The sequence below is a fragment of the Paraburkholderia sp. WC7.3g genome (genome assembly GCF_050436345.1).
GTDB lineage: Bacteria > Pseudomonadota > Gammaproteobacteria > Burkholderiales > Burkholderiaceae > Paraburkholderia > Paraburkholderia podalyriae.
Genome location: NZ_JBNDMA010000002.1, coordinates 3,781,874 through 3,801,324 on the forward strand (window position 1 = coordinate 3,781,874; position 19,451 = coordinate 3,801,324).

17 protein-coding genes are annotated in these 19,451 nt (G+C 64.5%); 9 read left to right on the plus strand and 8 right to left on the minus strand.

From position 1 onward, the window contains the following. Positions 1 to 299: 299 nt before the first annotated feature. Both ispH and OKW43_RS29045 read right to left on the minus strand, forming a co-directional pair. On the minus strand, positions 300 to 1,259 hold the full coding sequence (gene ispH / locus OKW43_RS29040; protein ID WP_187637176.1) for a 4-hydroxy-3-methylbut-2-enyl diphosphate reductase: 960 nt from the start codon (positions 1,257 to 1,259) through the stop codon (positions 300 to 302). A gap of 2 nt (positions 1,260 to 1,261) precedes the next feature. Further along, on the minus strand, positions 1,262 to 1,717 hold the full coding sequence (locus OKW43_RS29045) for an FKBP-type peptidyl-prolyl cis-trans isomerase (RefSeq protein ID WP_187637177.1): 456 nt from the start codon (positions 1,715 to 1,717) through the stop codon (positions 1,262 to 1,264). A 209-nt stretch (positions 1,718 to 1,926) separates the two neighbouring features. Between OKW43_RS29045 and radC the strand changes: the two genes are divergently transcribed. The 4 genes from radC to nadB all read left to right on the plus strand — a co-directional run bounded on the left by radC (position 1,927) and on the right by nadB (position 5,276). After that, positions 1,927 to 2,832, plus strand: a complete 906-nt coding sequence (gene radC / locus OKW43_RS29050) for a RadC family protein (protein ID WP_187637178.1) — start codon at positions 1,927 to 1,929, stop codon at positions 2,830 to 2,832. A 206-nt stretch (positions 2,833 to 3,038) separates the two neighbouring features. After that, positions 3,039 to 3,272 carry a 50S ribosomal protein L28 gene (rpmB, locus tag OKW43_RS29055; RefSeq protein WP_187637179.1) on the plus strand — a complete coding sequence of 78 codons (234 nt, stop codon included), beginning with the start codon at positions 3,039 to 3,041 and terminating at the stop codon, positions 3,270 to 3,272. Between the two features lie 10 nt (positions 3,273 to 3,282). Then, complete coding sequence (gene rpmG, locus OKW43_RS29060; RefSeq protein WP_008919555.1) at positions 3,283 to 3,450, plus strand: 50S ribosomal protein L33; 168 nt, start codon at positions 3,283 to 3,285, stop codon at positions 3,448 to 3,450. A gap of 227 nt (positions 3,451 to 3,677) precedes the next feature. Then, on the plus strand, positions 3,678 to 5,276 hold the full coding sequence (gene nadB, locus OKW43_RS29065; RefSeq protein ID WP_187637180.1) for an L-aspartate oxidase: 1,599 nt from the start codon (positions 3,678 to 3,680) through the stop codon (positions 5,274 to 5,276). 124 nt (positions 5,277 to 5,400) lie between these two features. On the opposite strand, the gene nadC is transcribed toward nadB, so the two are convergent. From nadC to purN, 6 genes are all read right to left on the minus strand, one after another. Then, the gene (gene nadC, locus OKW43_RS29070) at positions 5,401 to 6,324 is read right to left on the minus strand and encodes a carboxylating nicotinate-nucleotide diphosphorylase (RefSeq protein WP_187637181.1); all 924 of its coding nucleotides are present in this window, start codon (positions 6,322 to 6,324) and stop codon (positions 5,401 to 5,403) included. Further along, positions 6,324 to 7,463 (minus strand): quinolinate synthase NadA, encoded by a 1,140-nt coding sequence (gene nadA, locus OKW43_RS29075; RefSeq protein WP_429451810.1) that lies wholly within the window; start codon positions 7,461 to 7,463, stop codon positions 6,324 to 6,326. Before nadA ends, nadC begins: the two co-directional genes overlap by 1 nt. Before the next feature lie 130 nt (positions 7,464 to 7,593). Next, positions 7,594 to 8,790, minus strand: a complete 1,197-nt coding sequence (locus OKW43_RS29080) for a DesA family fatty acid desaturase (protein ID WP_184058173.1) — start codon at positions 8,788 to 8,790, stop codon at positions 7,594 to 7,596. A 198-nt stretch (positions 8,791 to 8,988) separates the two neighbouring features. Next, positions 8,989 to 10,377 (minus strand): mechanosensitive ion channel family protein, encoded by a 1,389-nt coding sequence (locus OKW43_RS29085; RefSeq protein ID WP_429451226.1) that lies wholly within the window; start codon positions 10,375 to 10,377, stop codon positions 8,989 to 8,991. A 72-nt stretch (positions 10,378 to 10,449) separates the two neighbouring features. Beyond that, entirely contained in the window at positions 10,450 to 11,709 is a 1,260-nt protein-coding gene (locus OKW43_RS29090) for an RsmB/NOP family class I SAM-dependent RNA methyltransferase (protein ID WP_187637182.1), read from the minus strand. Then, complete coding sequence (gene purN / locus OKW43_RS29095; RefSeq protein ID WP_429451229.1) at positions 11,706 to 12,359, minus strand: phosphoribosylglycinamide formyltransferase; 654 nt, start codon at positions 12,357 to 12,359, stop codon at positions 11,706 to 11,708. The genes OKW43_RS29090 and purN overlap by 4 nt, the downstream gene beginning before the upstream one ends. A 138-nt stretch (positions 12,360 to 12,497) precedes the next feature. Between purN and OKW43_RS29100 the strand changes: the two genes are divergently transcribed. The 5 genes from OKW43_RS29100 (at position 12,498) to OKW43_RS29120 (ending at position 19,449) form a co-directional block, all read left to right on the plus strand. Then, positions 12,498 to 13,493, plus strand: a complete 996-nt coding sequence (locus OKW43_RS29100) for a bifunctional riboflavin kinase/FAD synthetase (RefSeq protein WP_187637184.1) — start codon at positions 12,498 to 12,500, stop codon at positions 13,491 to 13,493. Between the two features lie 170 nt (positions 13,494 to 13,663). Continuing rightward, positions 13,664 to 16,501, plus strand: coding sequence for an isoleucine--tRNA ligase (ileS, locus tag OKW43_RS29105; RefSeq protein WP_187637185.1), 2,838 nt, complete (start codon positions 13,664 to 13,666; stop codon positions 16,499 to 16,501). Beyond that, positions 16,501 to 17,007, plus strand: coding sequence for a signal peptidase II (gene lspA / locus OKW43_RS29110; protein ID WP_187637186.1), 507 nt, complete (start codon positions 16,501 to 16,503; stop codon positions 17,005 to 17,007). Before ileS ends, lspA begins: the two co-directional genes overlap by 1 nt. 127 nt (positions 17,008 to 17,134) lie before the next feature. Then, positions 17,135 to 18,352 carry a bifunctional phosphopantothenoylcysteine decarboxylase/phosphopantothenate--cysteine ligase CoaBC gene (gene coaBC, locus OKW43_RS29115; RefSeq protein WP_187637187.1) on the plus strand — a complete coding sequence of 406 codons (1,218 nt, stop codon included), beginning with the start codon at positions 17,135 to 17,137 and terminating at the stop codon, positions 18,350 to 18,352. 80 nt (positions 18,353 to 18,432) lie between these two features. Beyond that, the gene (locus OKW43_RS29120; RefSeq protein ID WP_187637188.1) at positions 18,433 to 19,449 is read left to right on the plus strand and encodes an LLM class flavin-dependent oxidoreductase; all 1,017 of its coding nucleotides are present in this window, start codon (positions 18,433 to 18,435) and stop codon (positions 19,447 to 19,449) included. Positions 19,450 to 19,451 lie beyond the last annotated feature (2 nt).

Here is a 19,451-nt window from a genome sequence, read left to right on the forward strand (position 1 = left end):
ATGCAGGATAGGGCAGGCTTTGCGTCGGTATGACGTTTGAGCGCGCGCTCGCTCGCTTGCACTAAGTCAGTGCATGATTAATTTTGCCGTGGCACGGTAGTGAGCTTAAAACGGGGCTGCATCGCTTGAAAATCAATAAAAGACCTGATCACGTTTCAAAATAATTTCTGCGCGAGATCATCGAACCGGACAAATTCGTCGGATCTGGCACCTAATTTACCTGGACGATCACCGGGCTTGAGCCATAAAAAAAGCGCGCCCTCGGGGCGCGCTTTCCTTTCAGCGATGCTAACGGATTGTCAGGCAGGCAGACCGAGCCCGCGCGGCAGCGGGAACGCGATGTTCTCCTCGATGCCCTCGAGCGCGCGCACGTTGCGCACACCCAGTTCGCGCAGACGCGCGATTACAGCTTGGGCCAGCACCTCCGGCGCGGACGCACCAGCCGTCACGCCGATGCGGTGCTTGCCCTCGACCCAGACCGGATCGATCTGATCGGGCGAATCGACCATATAGGCTGGCACGCCGAGCTTCTCGGCGAGCTCGCGCAAGCGGTTCGAATTCGAGCTGTTGGGACTGCCGACCACAATCACGACGTCGCACTGCGGCGCCATGAACTTCACGGCGTCCTGGCGATTCTGCGTGGCGTAGCAGATGTCCTGCTTCTTTGGCTCACGGATGGACGGGTACTTGGCCTTTAGCGCGCCGATGATCTCGGCGGCGTCGTCGACCGACAGCGTGGTTTGCGTGACAAACGCGATCCGCTCGGGATCGGCGAGCTGCAACGCCTGCACATCCTCGATGTCCTCGACGAGATGCATGCCCTCGGCCGCCTGGCCCATCGTGCCTTCGACTTCCGGGTGGCCCTTGTGGCCGATCATCACGATGTCGAAACCGTCCTGGCGCATCTTCGCGACTTCGATATGCACCTTGGTCACGAGCGGACAGGTGGCGTCGTATACCCGCAGCCCGCGCGACTCGGCCTCCGAGCGCACGGCCTTCGACACGCCGTGCGCGCTAAAGATCACCGTGTTGCCCGCCGGCACTTCGTCCAGATTCTCGATGAAGATCGCGCCCTTCTTGCGCAGGTCTTCGACCACATAGGCGTTATGGACGATTTCGTGACGCACGTAGATCGGCGAGCCATACAGCTTGATGGCCCGCTCGACGATCTCGATCGCCCGGTCGACGCCGGCGCAGAACCCGCGTGGCTGGGCCAGCAGGATCTCCGCTTCGGCAAGAGTCGTATCCGTGATGCTCATGTTTACAGAATCCCGATGATTTTCACTTCAAACGCCAGCGCCTGGCCGGCAAGCGGGTGATTGAAATCGAACAGGGCCGACGTTTCGCCGACTTCCTTCAGCACGCCGGCATAGCGGCCGCCCGCCGGCGCGTTGAATTCGACCAGGTCACCCGGGGAAAAATCCTCGCCGATCATGCTGTTCTCCCGCAGCGTGGCGAGGGACACGCGCTGGATCAGATCCGGATTGCGCGGACCGAACGCCTGCCCCGGCGCTAGCTGAAAGGTCGAATGGTGGCCCACCTTCAAACCCAGCAAAATATCTTCCAGCGGCGGTGCAAGTTGACCGGCGCCGAGCAGCAGCGTGGCCGGCTTGTCGTTGAACGTGTTGATCACTTCGGCGCCATCGGCAAGGGAAAGCCGGTAATGCAGCGTGACGTGTGAACCGGGTTTCACCTCGGAAATATCGATGATGCTCATGCAATGCTCGCTCAGTCGAAGCGCGCTGCACGCGTGCGCCGCGGGCGCAGTCGACGCGTGTGGCTAACCGTCGGGGTGACGTGCGCAAAGCGTCTATTGTAAGCCACCTAGCGGGCGCCGGCTTGAGTCCGTCGCGCGCGACGGCGGCACGGCCCGGCGGCGCGTTGCGCCGCGCGCGCCATCAACCCTACGCGGAGGACTCTATATATATGGCTGATTTCGCCAGCACAATCGACGAAACACCTGCGGCAACGGTGCGGCCGAAGTCGCGGGCACGCGCGAGAGCCGGCGCGACAGCCGCGGCGAATGGGTCGGCCGGTGCTGCTTCGGAAGCCGCCGGCTCGACCGCTCGCAGCCGGCCGCAACTGTTCCGCGGCAAATGGCACCGGCGCGATATGCCGCGCGAACGGCTGATCGACCAGGGCCCCCACGTGCTGTCGGACACCGAAATGATCGCGCTCGTGCTCGGCTCCGGCCTGCCCGGCCACGACGTCTTCAGCGTCGCGCGGGCGCTGCTCGATCGCTTCGGTTCACTGCGCGCGATGCTCGACGCAACTTATGCGGAGTTCGACGGCATCCGCGGTATCGGCCCCGCGAAAAAGGCGCAATTGCTCGCCATCATGGAAATGGCGCGCCGCTCGCTCGTCGACAAGATGCGCAAGCGCCCGCTGATGAATTCCCCCGAAGCGGTCGAAAGCTATCTGCGCCTTCTGGTCGGCGGACAGCCGCAGGAAGTGTTTGTCTCGCTGTTTCTCGACGCGCGGCATCAGCTCATTCGCTGCGAGGAAAGCGCGCGCGGCTCGCTGACGCGCATGGCCGTCTATCCGCGCGAGATCGTGCGGCGGGCGCTCGCCGCCAACGCGGCCAGCCTGATCGTCGCGCACAATCATCCGTCCGGCGCCGTTGAGCCGAGCGCCAGCGACTGCCGCCTCACGCAGACGCTGCGCGATGCGCTCGCGCTCGTCGATGTGCAGCTGATTGATCACTTGGTGATCGGCGCGGACAGTGTATATTCGTTTGCCCGAGCTGGCTGGCCGGGGCTCGCGCGCAAGCCCGCTCGAGCGCGGGAAGCGGAAGGCCCGCTGCACCGCAGCTGTATCACGCATCGCAAATAAGGTTTGATTTTGCGGCTTTTTTTCTGCTAGAATTCCGGTTTTCCTATTTCCAACCCCCTGTTCCGAAGCCATTAAGGCGTTCCGCAAAGGTCGGGCGGCTGTGGTAACGAAGTGCCTCTATGCAACTTCGCACGCCCTCAGCACGGCTCTTTTCGGGAAACTTTCACGGCGTTCGAACTCAGAATTAGCGTATTAGGAGTGCTCTCATGGCACGCGTATGCCAAGTAACTGGGAAAGCGCCGATGAGCGGCAACAACGTTTCCCACGCGAACAACAAGACCAAGCGCCGGTTCCTGCCGAACCTGCAAAACCGCCGTATCTGGGTAGAAAGCGAAAACCGTTGGGTGCGTCTGCGCCTCTCGAACGCCGGCCTGCGCCTGATCGACAAGAACGGTATCGACGCTGTGCTCGCAGACCTGCGCGCACGCGGTGAAGCCTAAGGAGTAAATCATGGCCAAAGGCGCACGCGACAAGATCAAGCTGGAATCGACCGCAGGCACGGGTCACTTCTACACGACCACGAAGAACAAACGCAACATGCCGGAAAAGATGCTGATCAAGAAATTTGATCCGGTCATCCGCAAGCACGTTGACTACAAGGAAACCAAGATCAAGTAATCTTGACTCTCCAGCCTGACGAAGGCAAAAACATGAAAAGCCTCGCATACGTGCGAGGCTTTTTTGTTTTTGCGCGGACCTCTTGATAGCGTCGCAATGCGCGCGCGGAATCGCCCTATTCCGTTTGGCCAGCTTTCGCTAGTGCGTCGCGGCGCGTATCCTTTGACGTTTTCGCGGCGCGCGACTGGCGCGCCGTCATCGCAAAACGAAAGACGGAGATGTGGGCAATGGAATTCGATGTGGCGATTGTCGGTAGCGGTCTGGCTGGTTTGAGCGTCGCGCTCAATCTCGCGCAGACACGGCGCGTCGCTGTGATCGCCAAGCGATCGCTGACCGAGGGCGCGAGCGACTGGGCGCAAGGCGGCATCGCCGCGGTGCTCGATTCCGCGGACAGCGTCGAGAATCACGTGCGCGACACGCTGAGCGCAGGTGGCGGCCTGTGCGACGAGGCGGCGACGCGCTTTATCGTCGAGCATGGGCGCGCCGCGATCGAATGGCTGATCAAACAGGGCGTGCCGTTCACGAAAGACGACGCCGCAGAGCTAGGCTTTCATCTGACGCGCGAAGGCGGTCATAGCCACCGCCGGATCATTCACGCGGCCGATGCGACCGGCCACGCGGTCGTCGCCACGCTCAGCGAACAGGTGCGCCAGCATCCGAACATCAAGCTGTTCGAAGACCATCACGCGATCGACTTGATCACCTCCGAGCGCCTCGGCCTGCCCGGCCGCCGCTGCCACGGCCTGTATGCACTCAATCTGCAAAGCGGCCGCACCGTCACGATCGAAGCGCCACATACGGTGCTCGCGACCGGCGGCGCCGGCAAGGTCTATCTGTACACGACCAACCCCGACACCGCGACCGGCGACGGCATCGCGATGGCATGGCGCGCCGGCTGCCGCGTGTCGAACATGGAATTCATCCAGTTCCACCCGACGTGCCTGTTCCACCCATACGCGAAGTCGTTCCTGATTTCGGAAGCCGTACGCGGCGAAGGCGGCATCCTGAAGCTGCCGGATGGCACGCGCTTCATGCCCAATCACGACGAGCGCGCGGAGCTTGCGCCGCGCGATATCGTCGCGCGAGCGATCGACTTCGAGATCAAGAAACGGGGCATCGATTGCGTGTACCTCGACATCAGCCACCAGCCGGCCGAGTTCCTTCACCAGCATTTCCCGACAATCCTTGCCCGCTGCCTCGAGTTCGGCATCGACATCACAAAAGAGCCGATTCCAGTGGTGCCGGCTGCGCATTACACGTGCGGCGGCGTCGTCACCGATCTGGCTGGACGCACTGATCTCGCGGGTCTCTATGCGGTCGGCGAAACGTCGTGCACTGGCCTGCACGGCGCGAACCGGCTCGCCAGCAATTCGCTGCTCGAATGCCTCGTAATCGGCCGTTCGGCCGCCGAGGCGATCGAAGCGGAAGGTTTTGCTGCCGCCGTCCACGCGCCGCTGCCGGACTGGGACGAAAGCCGCGTGTCCGATCCGGACGAGGAGGTCGTGGTCGCGCACAACTGGGATGAACTGCGCCGGCTGATGTGGAACTACGTCGGCATCGTGCGTACCGACAAGCGGCTCGAGCGCGCGAAGCATCGGCTCGCGCTGCTGCGCGATGAGATCCACGAGTACTACACAAACTTCAAGGTGAGCCGCGATCTGCTGGAGTTGCGCAATCTGGTCGACGTGGCGTCGCTGATCGTCGACGGCGCGCGCTCGCGGCGCGAAAGCCGCGGCCTGCATTTCAGCCGCGACTGGCCGGCCGCATTGCCCAAGGCGCTACCGACGGTGCTGTCGCCGGAGTATGTGCGCAGGCCGAATGCCTGATGGCATTGCGTCGAAACATGCGCTGAAACGGCGCCGTAAACGACAAGGCCGTTGCCGAGATGCTCCTGCAACGGCCTTGTTCAGTCGTCTTGAGCGTTGGTTGCTGCGCCAAAACGCGCGGCGCTCAAACGATCCGCATCGAGTAGTCGGTCGCGCGCACGTCCTTGGTCAGCGCGCCGATCGACACGCGGTCGACGCCCGTCTCAGCGATCGTACGCACGGTGTCGAAATTGACGCCGCCGGACACCTCGAGGACCGCGCGTCCCGCCGTGATACGAACTGCGTCACGCATCATGTCGAACGAGAAGTTGTCGAGCAGGATGGACTGCGCGCGATGCGCGAGCGCGGTTTCCAGTTGTTCAAGCGTTTCGACTTCGATCTGGATCGGCACGCCCGCATCCAACGCGAGCGCCGCGTCCATCGCCGCACCCACGCCGCCGGCCGCGGCAATATGGTTTTCCTTGATCAGAATGCCGTCGTACAGCGCGAGCCGCTGGTTCGCACCGCCGCCGATGCGCACCGCGTACTTCTGCGCGAGCCGCAAGCCTGGCAGTGTCTTGCGCGTATCGAGAATGCGCGTGCGTGTGTGCGCAATAGCGTCGACATAGCGGCGCGTCGCGCTCGCCACGCCCGACAGCAGCTGTAGAAAATTCATCGCGTTGCGCTCGGCGGTCAATAACGCACGCACCGGCCCGCGCAGATCGCAGACCGTCGTGTCGGCGCTCATGCGCTCGCCCTCGCGGTACCGCCATTGCACTTCGATGCGCGGATCGACCGAGCGCATCACCGCGTCGAACCATGGCACGCCGCACAGCACCGCATCCTCGCGCACGATGATGCGCGCGTTGCGGACGTCATCGGCTGGCACGAGGCGGCCGGTCTGATCGCCGCTGCCAATGTCTTCGGCGAGCGCATCGGCGACAATGCGCACGAGCGCCGCGTCGAACGCCGCTCCGTATTGCGCGTGAATCTCCGCGAAAAGCGGCGACACCGCGTTGACCTCTTCACGCGCCACAGCCTGCTTAGGCGCCTTTCCCACCAGCGTCATTACGCTGCCCCCACATTCGAATACAGTTGCGCGTCGCACGCGAGATCGCCGCTCGCTTGCACGCGCTTCTTGCGACGCGCCGCGAAATCGAGCATGCGGTCGATCGGCAGACGCGCGCGCTCGCCAATCGCCCGATCGACGAAAATTTCGTTGTGGCCGCGCTCGAGCACATCGGCCAGGTTGGCGAGGCCGTTCATCGCCATCCACGGGCAATGCGCGCAGCTCTTGCAGGTCGCGCTGTTGCCGGCCGTCGGCGCGGCAATCAGCGTCTTGCCGGGCGCGGCGAGTTGCATCTTGTGCAAGATGCCGAGGTCGGTCGCAACGATGAAATGCGTCGCGTCGAGCTTCTGCGCGGCGTCGATCAGCTGCGTGGTCGAGCCGACCACGTCCGCCTGCGCGACCACGTTGGCCGGCGACTCCGGATGCACGAGCACCTTCGCGTGCGGATAATCGGCGCGCAGCAGATCGAGCTCGATGCCCTTGAATTCGTCGTGCACGAGACACGAACCCTGCCACATCAGCATGTCCGCGCCGGTCTTGCCCTGGATGTAGCTGCCGAGATGACGGTCCGGCGCCCAGATGATCTTCTCGCCGCGCGCATGCAGATCGGCAACGATCTCCAGCCCGATCGACGACGTCACCATCCAGTCCGCGCGCGCCTTCACGGCCGCGCTCGTGTTCGCGTACACGACCACCGTGCGGTCCGGGTGTGCGTCGCAGAACGCCGAAAACTCGTCGACCGGACAGCCGAGGTCGAGCGAACAGGTCGCATCCAGATCCGGCATCAGAATGCGCTTGTCTGGACTGAGAATCTTTGCGGTCTCGCCCATGAAGCGCACGCCCGCGACCACCAGCGTCTGCGCTTCGTGATCGCGCCCGAAGCGCGCCATTTCCAATGAATCGGCCACGCAGCCGCCGGTTTCGTCGGCGAGCGCCTGCAATTCGGCGTCGACATAATAATGCGCGACCAGCACCGCTTTCTCGCGCTCGAGTAACGCGCGTATGCGCGCCTTCAGCGCGCGCTTCTCTTCCGCGGACGGCGTCTCGGGCACCTTCGCCCATGCCTGACCGATCCCGCAGGTTGTGCCTTGCGCCTGAGGCCGATCGTATTCGACGGCCTTGATCGCCTGCTGCTCCATCATCTCCTGTGCCCTCACCTGGCCGCCGCGGCTTGCCACTCGCGCTACACACGCGATGCTTTTCCACGGCCCAAAAATGCAAAACCCCGCCAGCGCGGGGTATTGTGACGTCCTTAAATTTTAATGGATTTCAGGCATAGCGACGCAATCGCATTGCGAAGTCTTGCAGCGCCTTGATACCACTCTGCTCGGCGCGATGACACCAGTCCTGCAATTGCACCAGCAGTTGCTCGCGCGACGCGTTGGAGCGTTCCCACATCGCCGCAAGTTCGTTGCGCATGTCGATGTAGGTCTTCAGCTTCTGGCTGTTGGCGAAAATCTGCGGCAGTTGGAGCTTCTGCGGCTCGTTCAGGCCCGCCTCTTCCTTGTGGAACCAGCTACGCGCGCCGCGCATCACCTGATACTTTTCGCGCGCGCCGACTTCCTTCAGATGCGCGAGCTCCTGGCGGTACGCGCGCTTGATCGCCTTCGCGTAACGCGCCATCACCTCGTAGCGGTTCGCGAGCACGGCCTGCAACGTGTCCTGATCGAGCACGAGCTTGCCAGTGGTCAGGCGCGGCGTCGGCGCGACCTTCTTCACCTTGGCCAGACGAAACGCCTGCATGATGCGGATGTACATCCAGCCGATGTCGAACTCGTACCACTTGTTCGACAGTTTCGCCGACGTCGCATACGTGTGGTGATTGTTATGCAGTTCCTCACCGCCGATGATGATGCCCCACGGGAAAATGTTGGTGCTCGCATCCGACGAATTGAAGTTGCGATAGCCCCAGAAGTGCGCGAGGCCGTTGACCACGCCCGCGGCCCAGAAGGGAATCCACACCATCTGCACGGCCCAGATGGTCAGGCCGACGACGCCGAACAGCGCGACGTTGATCACCATCATCAGGCTCACACCGAGAATCGGGTACTTCGTGTAGACGTTGCGCTCCATCCAGTCGTTCGGCGTACCGTGACTGAACTTGCGCATCGTTTCTTCGTTTTTCGCTTCGGTGCGATAGAGCTCGGCGCCTTCGAGCAGCACCTTCCAGATGCCGCGCGTCTGTGGGCTATGCGGATCTTCTTCGGTTTCGCACTTCGCGTGGTGCTTGCGGTGAATTGCGGCCCACTGGCCGGTCAGCATGCCGGTGGTCATCCACAGCCAGAAGCGGAAAAAATGACTGGCGATCGGGTGCAGATCCAGCGCGCGATGCGCCTGGCAGCGATGCAGATAGACAGTCACGCCGATAATCGTGATGTGCGTCGCAATCAGCGTGTACACGACGAGTTGCCACCACGACAAATGCAGCAGCCCGTGGGCAAGGAAATCGAGCAAAGAATTCAACAAGGTAAGTTACCTGCGGAACGAGAGGTACGGACCACGCGGCGCGTGTGTCATGAAAGTGAAAGCATACAGCGGGATAGGACGATATTCTACTTGAAGCGTTCCAAGTGTTTGTAACAAATAGGGATTTTTTGTGCGCCATCAAGTCGATAGCGATTGCCAGGGCACCAGCGCATGCCTCGCCTGGACACGAACCGGGGCTTAACGACCGTCGTTGGCGGCCCCGTCGGCGGGCCTGAGCGACGTATCGGCCGTGGCGTCGGGAACCGGCTCGGACATTGCTATCGGGTGCGGCATCGCGCCGCCCGCCGGACCAACGATGCGCACCTCGCGTTGCGCGAGCGGAATCGTGATGCCGTGCTCGGAAAAGAGACGCCAGATGTTGCGATTGACCGTCGAGCGTACGCCCCCCGTGCCGTTCGCCGCATCCTCGATCCAGAAGCCCAGCTCGAGATTGATGCCATCCGGGCCGAAGCCGACCAGAAATGGCGTCGGCGCCGGCTCGCGCAGCACGCGCGGCACGTCGGCGGCGGCCTGGGCAAGCAGCGTCATCACCTGCTCGACGTCGGATGTGTAGGCGATCTGCACGGCCGCCCTGGCGTAGCCACGAGTCAGATACGACGACTGGTTCTGCACGACGTCGGTGATCAGCTTTTCGTTCGGAATCAGCGTCTCGATGCCGTCCAGCCCGCGCACGACGGTATAGCGCGTGCGGATCTGCGTGACGCGGCCCTGCAGGCCGCTCACGTTGATCGTGTCGCCGATCCGCAAAGAGCGGTCGAGCAGGATGATGAAGCCCGACACGTAGTTGCTCGCGATCTTCTGCATGCCGAAGCCGAGCCCGACGCCGAGCGCGCCGCCGAACACGCCGAGCACCGTGATGTCGATGCCGACGATCGACAGGCTGATCAGGATTGCCGCCAGAACGAAGGCGGCGCGGCCGACGCGTGCGACCACCACCTTCAGGTTCGCGTCGAGCGTCTTCGAGCGCATCAGACGATCTTCGAACGACGAGCCGAGCCACATTGCGACGATCATCGTGACGCCGACCCACAACAGCCCCGTGATCAGCGACAGTATCGTCATGTGCGCATTGCCGACGCGAAAGCTCACGCTGTCCATCCATGCGATCACGGCGTTCTGAATGCCCAACAGCGTGAGCACCATGCCGATCCACACGACCACCGACACGACCTTCTCGACGAGAAACAGCCACGGATGCTGACCGCCGTCGCGGTTGAACACCCGTCGCGCGAAGAAGAACACGATGTAGATCAGTCCGATGCCGGCGAGCGGCACCAGCGCCAGATCGAGCAGCGCGGTGTCCATGAACTCGTCGGCGATCGCCCGCGCGAGCCACACGAGCGCCGCGCCGATCAGCGGAAAAGCCGCGCGGTCGAGGCTTTCCATGCCGAAACGCAGGCTCTGGTAACGCGGCATCTGCGGCCGCGCGATCCGGCGGCGCAGCGTCCGCGCGAGTAGCCACGCGACGACCAGCGTCGCGAGCAGGATCGCGACCTGCCACAGCATCACCGGCTGACCGAAGTCGCGCGCGATGTCGCTGAACATGTGTGGAAAAGTCGTATGCATGGATGTCGCCGAAATCGCCGGCGCGTGCGGACTCGTCAGTCAATCCGCGCGCGTCGGTCTGCAGCCGGTTGCCTAACTCTGGCGCTCGAGCACGGCGGCGAAAAAGCCGTCGGTCGCGTGGCGGTGCGGCCACAGCGACAGGTAGTCGCCCATCTCCAGCTCGATGCGCTGCTCGGCAAGGACGTCGCGCACCGGCACCAGCGCGAAATCAGGGTGATCCGCGAGGAACTGCTGCACGACCGCCTCGTTTTCCGCTTCGAGAATCGAGCACGTAGCATAGACGAGCCGCCCGCCCTTCTTCACGAGACGCGCCGCGCTCGCGAGAATCGACGCCTGCTTCGGCGCCAGCTCGGCGATCGACTCCGGCGACTGGCGCCACTTCAGGTCCGGGTTGCGGCGCAGCGTGCCGAGGCCGCTGCACGGTGCATCGACGAGCACGCGGTCGATCTTGCCAGCCAGGCGTTTGATCTTCGCGTCGTGTTCGCTGTCGATCAGCACCGGGTTCACGTTCGACAGGCCGCTGCGCGCGAGACGCGGCTTCAGCTTCGCAAGACGCCGCTCGGAGATGTCGAACGCGTAGAGCCGGCCGGTCGAGCGCATCGCCGCGCCGAGCGCCAGCGTCTTGCCGCCCGCGCCCGCGCAAAAATCGACGATCATCTCGCCGCGGCGCGGCGCGACCACCGAGCACAGCAACTGGCTACCCTCGTCCTGCACTTCGAGCCAGCCCTGCTGGAACGCATCGAGCCTGGTCAGCGCCGGCTTGCCGACCACGCGCACCCCGAGCGGCGCGAACGGCGTCGCGCCCGCCTCGATGCCGGCCTTCGACAGCGCACCGAGCACGTCGTCGCGGCTCGCCTTGATCGGGTTTGCGCGCAGATCGAGCGGCGCCGGGTAGTTCAGCGCGGCGGCCAGTTGCGCGAGCTCGGCGGCCTCGAAGCGCGTGCTGAGCGCCTGGCTGATCCAGTCGGGCAGATTCAGGCGAATTCGCAGTGGCAGGCTTTCCGGGTCGATCTTCGCCACGTGTTCGAGCCACGTCGCCTCCGCCTCGGTGACGAACGGCTTCAGCGCCGAGCGTCCGGCCGTCTGCATCAGGCCCAGCAGCGCCATGCGGCGCGCCGGGCTGCCGGTGCCGCTTTCGGCCAGATGCGCGAACTCCATCCGGCGGCGCAGCACCGCGAACACCGCCTCGGCGATCACGCCGCGCTCGGCGTGCCCGAGCTTCGGATGCGCGCGAAAAAAGCGGCTCGTGGCGGCGTCGGCGGGGCCGTTCAGCCGCAGCACTTCGGCCAGCAGCGTTTCAGTTTGTCCAATCAGGAAACCATGCAATCTCATACGCCCTCTCCGGCGGTGTGACCGGCAAAGAGCCATTGCGGCTCCGACGGCGTTAGCGTGACGCGCGAGCCGTCCAGAGCGAGACGCCCTTCGACGAACCAGCGCACCGCGCGTGGATAAATGATGTGCTCGGTAGCGAGCACGCGTGCGGCGAGCGTCTGCGCAGTATCGCCCGCCTCGACAGGTACGGCCGACTGCGCGACGATCGGCCCGTGATCGAGCTTTGATGTGACAAAATGCACCGACGCGCCGTGCAGCCGTACGCCGGCATCGAGCGCCTGCTGGTGGGTCTTCAGGCCCGGAAAGCTCGGCAGCAGCGACGGGTGTACGTTCAGCATGCGCCCAGCGTAATGGTCGACGAAGCGCTCGGTCAGCACGCGCATGAAGCCCGCGAGTACGACGAGGTCTGGGGCGAACGCGTCGATCTGCTCGGCGAGTGCCGCGTCGAAGTTGTCGCGATCCAGAAACTGGCGATGATCCACCACTGCCGTGGCGACGCCACGCGACGCCGCGAATGCGAGCCCCGCGGCATCGGGACGGTTGGCAATCACGGCAGCGACCCGCGCCGGCCAGTGCTCGCTGGCACAGGCGCGCACGATGGCTTCCATGTTGCTGCCCCGTCCGGAAATCAGGATGACGAGTTTTTTCATGCGCGGATTTTATCATTCGGCAGTCGCCGGACCGCGACCGCGCAGCCGTCTGTTGCGCCAAGCGTTTATAATCGATTGTTTTGCGGCACCCCGCCCGCGCCCCTATTGCAACCGCAGCAACCGCTGCAACCCGCTATCGTGAGAGTCTTCCGCGGTCTTCCCAATGCCGAGAGCCGCGCGCCGTGCGCGCTGACCATCGGCAATTTCGACGGTGTCCACCGCGGCCACCAGGCTCTGCTCGCGCACGTGCGCGCGGCCGCGAACGCGCGTGGCCTGCCCGTCTGCGTGATGACCTTCGAGCCGCACCCGCGCGAGTTCTTCAACCCGGCCGGCGCGCCGCCACGCATCGCGATGCTGCGCGACAAGCTCGAGGCGCTGCGCACCAATGGGGTCGACCGGGTCGTCGTCGAGCATTTCAATCACACGTTCGCGAGCCAGTCGCCAGACGCGTTCGTCGAGCGGATCATCGTCAACGGATTGCACGCGCGCTGGGTCATGATCGGCGACGACTTCCGCTACGGCGCGAAACGCGCCGGCGACTTCGCGTCGCTGCAGGCGGCCGGCAGGCAGTATGGTTTCGAAGTCCAACAGATGGCGACGGTCGCCGATCCGTCGGGCGCGCGCATTTCAAGCTCGGGCGTGCGCGCGGCGCTGGTCGGCGGCGACCTCGACGCGGCGCGCGCCGCGCTCGGGCGCGACTATCTGATCAGCGGCCACGTCACGCACGGCATGAAACTCGGCCGCGATCTCGGCTTTCCGACGCTCAACTTGCCGATCGCGCACAAGCGCCCGGCGCTGGCCGGCATCTTCGTCGTGCAGGTGCACGGCATCGCCGAGCAACCGCTGCCGGGCGTCGCGAGCCTCGGCCTGCGGCCCACCGTCGACGATTCCGGCCGCGTGCTGCTCGAAGTGCACCTGCTCGACTGGCACGGCGACGCGTATGGCAAACTCGTGCGCGTCGAATTTCTGAAGAAGTTGCGCGACGAGGAGAAATTCGTCGACCTCGAAACGCTGACCGCCGCGATCGCGCGCGACGTCGCCAATGCGCGCGCATGGTTCGCCGCGGTCGGCGCCGGCACGCCGGGCAGCCGTTCCACCGGTTTCGCCACCTCGGCCACCGACCGAATTAGATAATCACCGCGGTTCCGGCCGGCGCGCCGCGCCGCACGAACCGTCGCCGCGCGTATCGAAGGGCGTCCGGGCTTCACGCGGAGCCGCCTGCCGGGCGCGTCCCACTCTCGTCGCACATCGCGTGCAATCCGCGCGCCGCTACGCATAGAAACGAATTCACCGCCACCCACATCATGAGCAACAAGAAAGCCGATTCGAAACCGCAGTCCCGCTACCCGGTCAACCTGCTCGACACGCCGTTTCCGATGCGCGGCGACCTGCCCAAACGTGAGCCGCAATGGGTCAAGGAATGGCAGGAAAACAAGGTCTACGACAAGATCCGCGCCGCCTCCAAGGGCCGCAACAAGTTCATCCTGCACGACGGCCCGCCGTATGCGAACGGCGACATCCATCTCGGCCACGCGGTGAACAAGATTCTCAAGGACATGATCGTCAAGGCGCGCAATCTGGCGGGCTTCGACGCGGTCTACGTGCCGGGCTGGGACTGCCACGGCATGCCGATCGAAATCCAGATCGAGAAGCAGTTCGGCAAGTCGCTGCCCGCGGCCGAGGTGATGCAGAAGGCGCGTGCCTACGCGACCGAGCAGATCGACAGGCAGAAGGCCGGCTTCCGCCGTCTGGGCGTGCTCGGCGACTGGGACAATCCGTACAGGACGATGAACTTCGCGAACGAAGCCGGCGAAATCCGCGCGCTCGCGAAAATCATGGAAAAGGGCTACGTGTTCCGCGGCTTGAAGCCGGTCAACTGGTGTTTCGACTGCGGCTCGGCGCTCGCTGAAGCGGAAGTCGAGTACAAGGACAAGACCGATCCGACCATCGACGTGCTGTTCAGCTTCGCCGAACCGGAAAAGACCGCGCAGGCGTTCGGCCTCGCCGCGCTACCGCGCAACGAAGGCGGCATCGTGATCTGGACCACCACGCCGTGGACCATTCCCGCCAACCAGGCGCTGAACCTGCATCCGGAAATCGTCTACGCGCTCGTCGACACGCCGCGCGGCCTGCTGATCGTCGCCGAGGAACGCGTCGAGGCGTGCCTGAAGCTGTACGGCCTCGAAGGCACGGTCATCGCGACAACGCCGGGCGAGAAGCTCGTGAATCTGCGCTTCAATCATCCGCTCGCGTCCGCGCACCCGGGCTACAAGCGAACAGCGCCCGTCTATCTCGGCGACTACGTGACGACCGAAACCGGCACCGGCATCGTGCACTCGTCGCCCGCCTACGGCGTCGAAGACTTCGTGTCGTGCAAGGCGCACGGCATGGCCGACTCGGACATCATCAACCCGGTAATGGGCGACGGGCGCTACATCGAATCGCTCGCGCTGTTCGGCGGCCTGTCGATCTGGGCGGCGAATCCGCAGATCGTCGAGGCGCTGCAAGGCGCTGGCTCGCTGCTGCGCACCGAAAAGTACACGCATAGCTACATGCACTGCTGGCGCCACAAGACGCCGATCATCTACCGCGCCACTTCGCAATGGTTCGCCGGCATGGACGTGAAGCCGAACGACAGCGACAAGACGCTGCGCGAAACCGCGCTCGAAGGCATCGAGAACACGGCGTTCTATCCGTCGTGGGGCAAGCAGCGCCTCTTCAGCATGATTGCGAACCGCCCGGACTGGACACTGTCGCGTCAGCGTCAATGGGGCGTGCCGATGGCATTCTTCGTGCACAAGGAAACCGGCGAGTTGCATCCGCGCACGCTCGAATTGCTCGAACAGGTCGCGCAGCGCGTCGAGAAGGAAGGCATCGAGGCATGGCAGACGCTCGATCCGCACGAGCTGATCGGCGACGACGCCAACCTGTACGAAAAGAACCGCGACACGCTCGACGTGTGGTTCGACTCGGGCACCACGCACTGGCACGTGCTGCGCGGCTCGCACAAGGACGAACTCCAGTTCCCGGCCGACCTGTACCTCGAAGGTTCGGATCAGCATCGCGGCTGGTTCCATTCGTCACTGCTGACCGCGTCGATGCTCGACGGCCGCCCGCCCTACAACGCGCTGCTCACGCACGGGTTCACCGTCGACGGCGAAGGCCGCAAGATGAGCAAGTCGCTCGGCAACGGCATCGATCCGCATGAAGTCGCAAACCGCCTCGGCGCGGAAATCATCCGCCTGTGGATCGCGTCGACCGACTACTCGGGCGAGCTCGCGATCTCCGAGGAGATTCTCAAGCGCGTGACGGAAGGCTATCGCCGCATCCGCAACACGCTGCGCTTCCTGCTCGCGAACCTGTCGGACTTCGACTTCGCGCAGCACGCGCAGCCGGTCGAAGACTGGCTCGAAATCGACCGTTATGCGGTGGCGCTATCGGCGGAGCTGCAAAACGACATCCTTGCGCACTACGAGAAGTACGAGTTCCACCCGGTCGTCGCGAAGCTGCAGACGTTCTGCTCGGAAGACCTCGGCGGCTTCTACCTCGACGTGCTGAAGGACCGCCTGTACACAACCGCGGCGGATTCGGTCGCGCGCCGCTCGGCACAAACCGCGCTCTACCACATCGCGCAGGGCCTGTTGCGCGTGATGGCGCCGTTCCTGTCGTTCACCGCGGAGGAAGCGTGGAAGGTGTTCCAGCCCAATAGCGAGACGATCTTCACCGAGACGTACCACGTGTACCCGGCCGTGCCGGACGCGGGTGCGCTGCTCGACAAGTGGACGCTGCTGCGCGCGGTGCGCGGCGATGTGACCAAGGCGCTGGAAGAGGCGCGGGTCGCGAACCTGATCGGCTCGTCGCTTCAGGCGGAAGTCGAAATCCGCGCGAGCGGAGCCCGTTACGACGCGCTAACTAGCCTCGGCGGCGACCTGAAGTTCGTGCTGATCACGTCGGCGGCGAACGTCGTCAAGGTCGACAGCGAAGCGGACGAAGGCGTTGAAGTGATCGCCTCGAAGTACCTGAAGTGCGAGCGCTGCTGGCACTATCGCGCGGACGTCGGCGCGAACGCCGAGCATCCGTCGCTGTGCGGCCGCTGCTTCAGCAATCTGTTCGGCAGTGGCGAAATCAGGAGCGCGGCATAATGGCGAGAACCGTGTCGAAAACGTCCACCGGAAGCAGTTCGCTCGCACCTTGGCTCGGCATCGCGCTGATCGTCATCCTGTTCGACCAGCTGACGAAAATCGCCGTGCGCAAGGTGTTCGCCTACGGTGTGCCGCACGAGATCACGCCGTTCTTCAACCTGATCGTCGTGTTCAACCGCGGCGCCGCGTTCAGCTTCCTCGCGATGGCGGGCGGCTGGCAGCGCTGGGCGTTCACCGCGCTCGGCGTCGTCGCCGCGCTCGTGATCTGCTATCTGCTCAAGCGCCATAGCGGGCAGAAAATGTTCTGTACCGCGCTCGCGCTGATTCTCGGCGGCGCGCTCGGCAATGTGATCGACCGGCTCGCGCATGGCCACGTGATCGACTTCCTCGATTTCCACGTGGGCGGCTGGCACTGGCCGGCGTTCAATCTCGCCGATAGCGCGATCACGATCGGCGCGATCCTGCTCGTGATCGACGAGCTGCGGCGGGTACGCGGCACACGCTAACGTCGCCGACGGGACGCACGGCTGCGGTTACGCGCGGCGTGCGCCGCGTCCGGTTTGAAACGCGCGGCGGCAACGACGGGCAACGCCCTCGCGCCGCCGCGTGATCACGCTTTGTCGGAGGCTTTCGTTGGCAACCGCAGAACTCGTAGGCAAACACCTCGTCCTCGGCATGACGGGGGGCATCGCCTGCTACAAGATCGCCGAACTCACGCGTCTGTTGACCAAGGCTGGCGCGACCGTGCAGGTCGTCATGACCGAAGCCGCGACCCAGTTCATCACCCCCATCACGATGCAGGCCCTGTCGGGCCGGCCGGTCTACACGAGCCAGTGGGACGGTCGCGTGCCGAACAACATGGCGCACATCGATTTGTCGCGCGAAGCCGATGCGATCGTGATCGCGCCGGCGTCGACCGACTTCCTCGCCAAGCTCGCGCACGGCATGGCCGACGATCTGCTGTCGACGCTGTGCATCGCGCGCGACTGTCCGCTGCTCGTCGTGCCGGCGATGAACCGGCAGATGTGGCAGAACCCGGCCACGCAACGCAACGTCGCGCAGCTGCGCGCGGACGGCGTCGAAGTGCTCGGCCCGGATTCGGGCCCGCAGGCCTGCGGCGAGATCGGCGACGGCCGCATGCTGGAAGCGGCCGCGACCTACGAGGCGATCGCATCGTTCTTCGCGCCGAAAATCCTGTCGGGCCGGCGTCTGCTGCTGACCGCCGGACCAACCTTCGAACCGCTCGACCCGGTGCGCGGCATCACGAATCGCTCGAGCGGCAAGATGGGCTTCGCGCTCGCGCGCGCCGCGCAGCAAGCCGGCGCCGACGTGCATCTGGTGACCGGGCCGGTCGCACTGGAGACGCCGTGGGGCGTGTTCCGCGAGGACGTGCAGACCGCGCAACAGATGTACGAGGCGGTCATGCGCACCGTCGCGGACGCGGATATTTTCATCGGCGTCGCCGCGGTGGCCGACTGGCGCGTCGACCAAGTCAGCGATCAGAAGATAAAGAAAACCGCCGAGCGCACGCTGCCAAGCTTTTCATTCGTCGAGAATCCGGACATCCTCGCCGCGGTCGCGAAGCTGCCGAAGCCGCCGTTCGCGGTCGGCTTCGCCGCAGAGAGCGACAACCTGGAAATCCACGGCGAGGAAAAGCGCGCGCGCAAGAACGTGCCGCTGCTGATCGGCAATCTGGGTCCGCAAACATTCGGGCTCGACGACAACGAAGTGATCCTGTTCGAAGCAGGCGGCGCGACGAAGCTGCCACGCGCCGACAAGCAGACGCTCGCGCGCGCACTGATCGCGGAAATCGCGAAGCGTCTGCCGTCCGACACCAGCCCGGTTCGCTGACCGAGCGCAAAGCGGCGGGTCCGTGTGGCCACGCCGCCTTGCCCGGTCAGCCGACCGGAATCATCTGGAGCACTACTGCCATGACGCTACTCTCCGTGCTCGATCAAACACCGGTGATCGCCGGCCATTCGGTGGCGGACGCGATCGCCGCCACCGTCGAACTCGCGCAGCTCGCCGACGACCTCGGCTACACGCGCTACTGGTGCGCCGAGCACCACGGCCTGCGCGGCGTGTCGAACCCCTGCCCTGAAGTGATGCTGGCGCGCCTCGGCAGCGTGACCAAACGCATTCGCATCGGCTCGGGCGGCATCATGCTGCCGTACTACAGCCCGTTCAAGGTCGCCGAGCAGTTCATGATGCTCGAGGCGCTGTTTCCGAACCGCGTCGATCTCGGCGTCGGACGTGCGCCGGGCGGGGATATGCGCACCGCGCAGGCGGTCGCCGCCGGCGCCTACAATCGCGGCGAGCTTTTCCCGCAGCAGGTCACTGAGCTGCTGAACCTCATGCACGGTACGCTGGCCGACGATCACCTCGCGCAGGGTGTGCTGCTTCAGCCGCAGATCGATACGCGCCCGCAGCTGTGGATGCTCGGCTCGAGCGAATTCGGCGGTCTGCTCGCGGCGCAGCTCGGCATTCGCTTCTCGTTCGCGCATTTCATCAATGCGCATTTCGGCAAGCAGGTCGCGCTTGCGTATCGCGAGCGCTTCCAGCCCGGTAACGAGGCGTCGCAGCCGTATCTGACGGCCGCGGTCTTCGTGATCTGCGCCGATACCGAGCAGGAAGCCGGGGACCTCGAAAAGGCCGTGGACCTGCGTCGGGTGCAGATGTCGTATGGCCTGAACGAACCGATTCCGACGATCGAGCAAGGCATCGCGCAGGAGTATGGCCAGCGCGAACAGCTGGTGATCGACCGGGAAAAGCCGCGCAGCATCATCGGCACGCCTGAGCACGTGACCGAGCGGCTCACGGATTTACAGCAGCAGTTCCAGGCCGACGAACTGATGGTGCTGACCGTCGCCGGCAGCTATCGCGCGCGCTTGCGCTCCTACGAACTGCTCGCCGACGCGTTCCAGCTCGGCTCGAACAAGGCGGCTTGATC

Coding starts and splice junctions, on each gene's coding strand:
- rpmG (WP_008919555.1), top strand. CDS start 3,283: ATGGCCAAAGGCGCACGCGACAAGATCAAGCTGGAATCGACCGCAGGC.
- OKW43_RS29045 (WP_187637177.1), bottom strand. CDS start 1,717: ATGAGCATCATCGATATTTCCGAGGTGAAACCCGGTTCACACGTCACG.
- ileS (WP_187637185.1), top strand. CDS start 13,664: ATGAGCAACAAGAAAGCCGATTCGAAACCGCAGTCCCGCTACCCGGTC.
- nadB (WP_187637180.1), top strand. CDS start 3,678: ATGGAATTCGATGTGGCGATTGTCGGTAGCGGTCTGGCTGGTTTGAGC.
- lspA (WP_187637186.1), top strand. CDS start 16,501: ATGGCGAGAACCGTGTCGAAAACGTCCACCGGAAGCAGTTCGCTCGCA.
- OKW43_RS29090 (WP_187637182.1), bottom strand. CDS start 11,709: ATGAGATTGCATGGTTTCCTGATTGGACAAACTGAAACGCTGCTGGCC.
- rpmB (WP_187637179.1), top strand. CDS start 3,039: ATGGCACGCGTATGCCAAGTAACTGGGAAAGCGCCGATGAGCGGCAAC.
- nadA (WP_429451810.1), bottom strand. CDS start 7,463: ATGGAGCAGCAGGCGATCAAGGCCGTCGAATACGATCGGCCTCAGGCG.
- nadC (WP_187637181.1), bottom strand. CDS start 6,324: ATGACGCTGGTGGGAAAGGCGCCTAAGCAGGCTGTGGCGCGTGAAGAG.
- ispH (WP_187637176.1), bottom strand. CDS start 1,259: ATGAGCATCACGGATACGACTCTTGCCGAAGCGGAGATCCTGCTGGCC.
- OKW43_RS29120 (WP_187637188.1), top strand. CDS start 18,433: ATGACGCTACTCTCCGTGCTCGATCAAACACCGGTGATCGCCGGCCAT.
- radC (WP_187637178.1), top strand. CDS start 1,927: ATGGCTGATTTCGCCAGCACAATCGACGAAACACCTGCGGCAACGGTG.
- purN (WP_429451229.1), bottom strand. CDS start 12,359: ATGAAAAAACTCGTCATCCTGATTTCCGGACGGGGCAGCAACATGGAA.
- OKW43_RS29085 (WP_429451226.1), bottom strand. CDS start 10,377: ATGCATACGACTTTTCCACACATGTTCAGCGACATCGCGCGCGACTTC.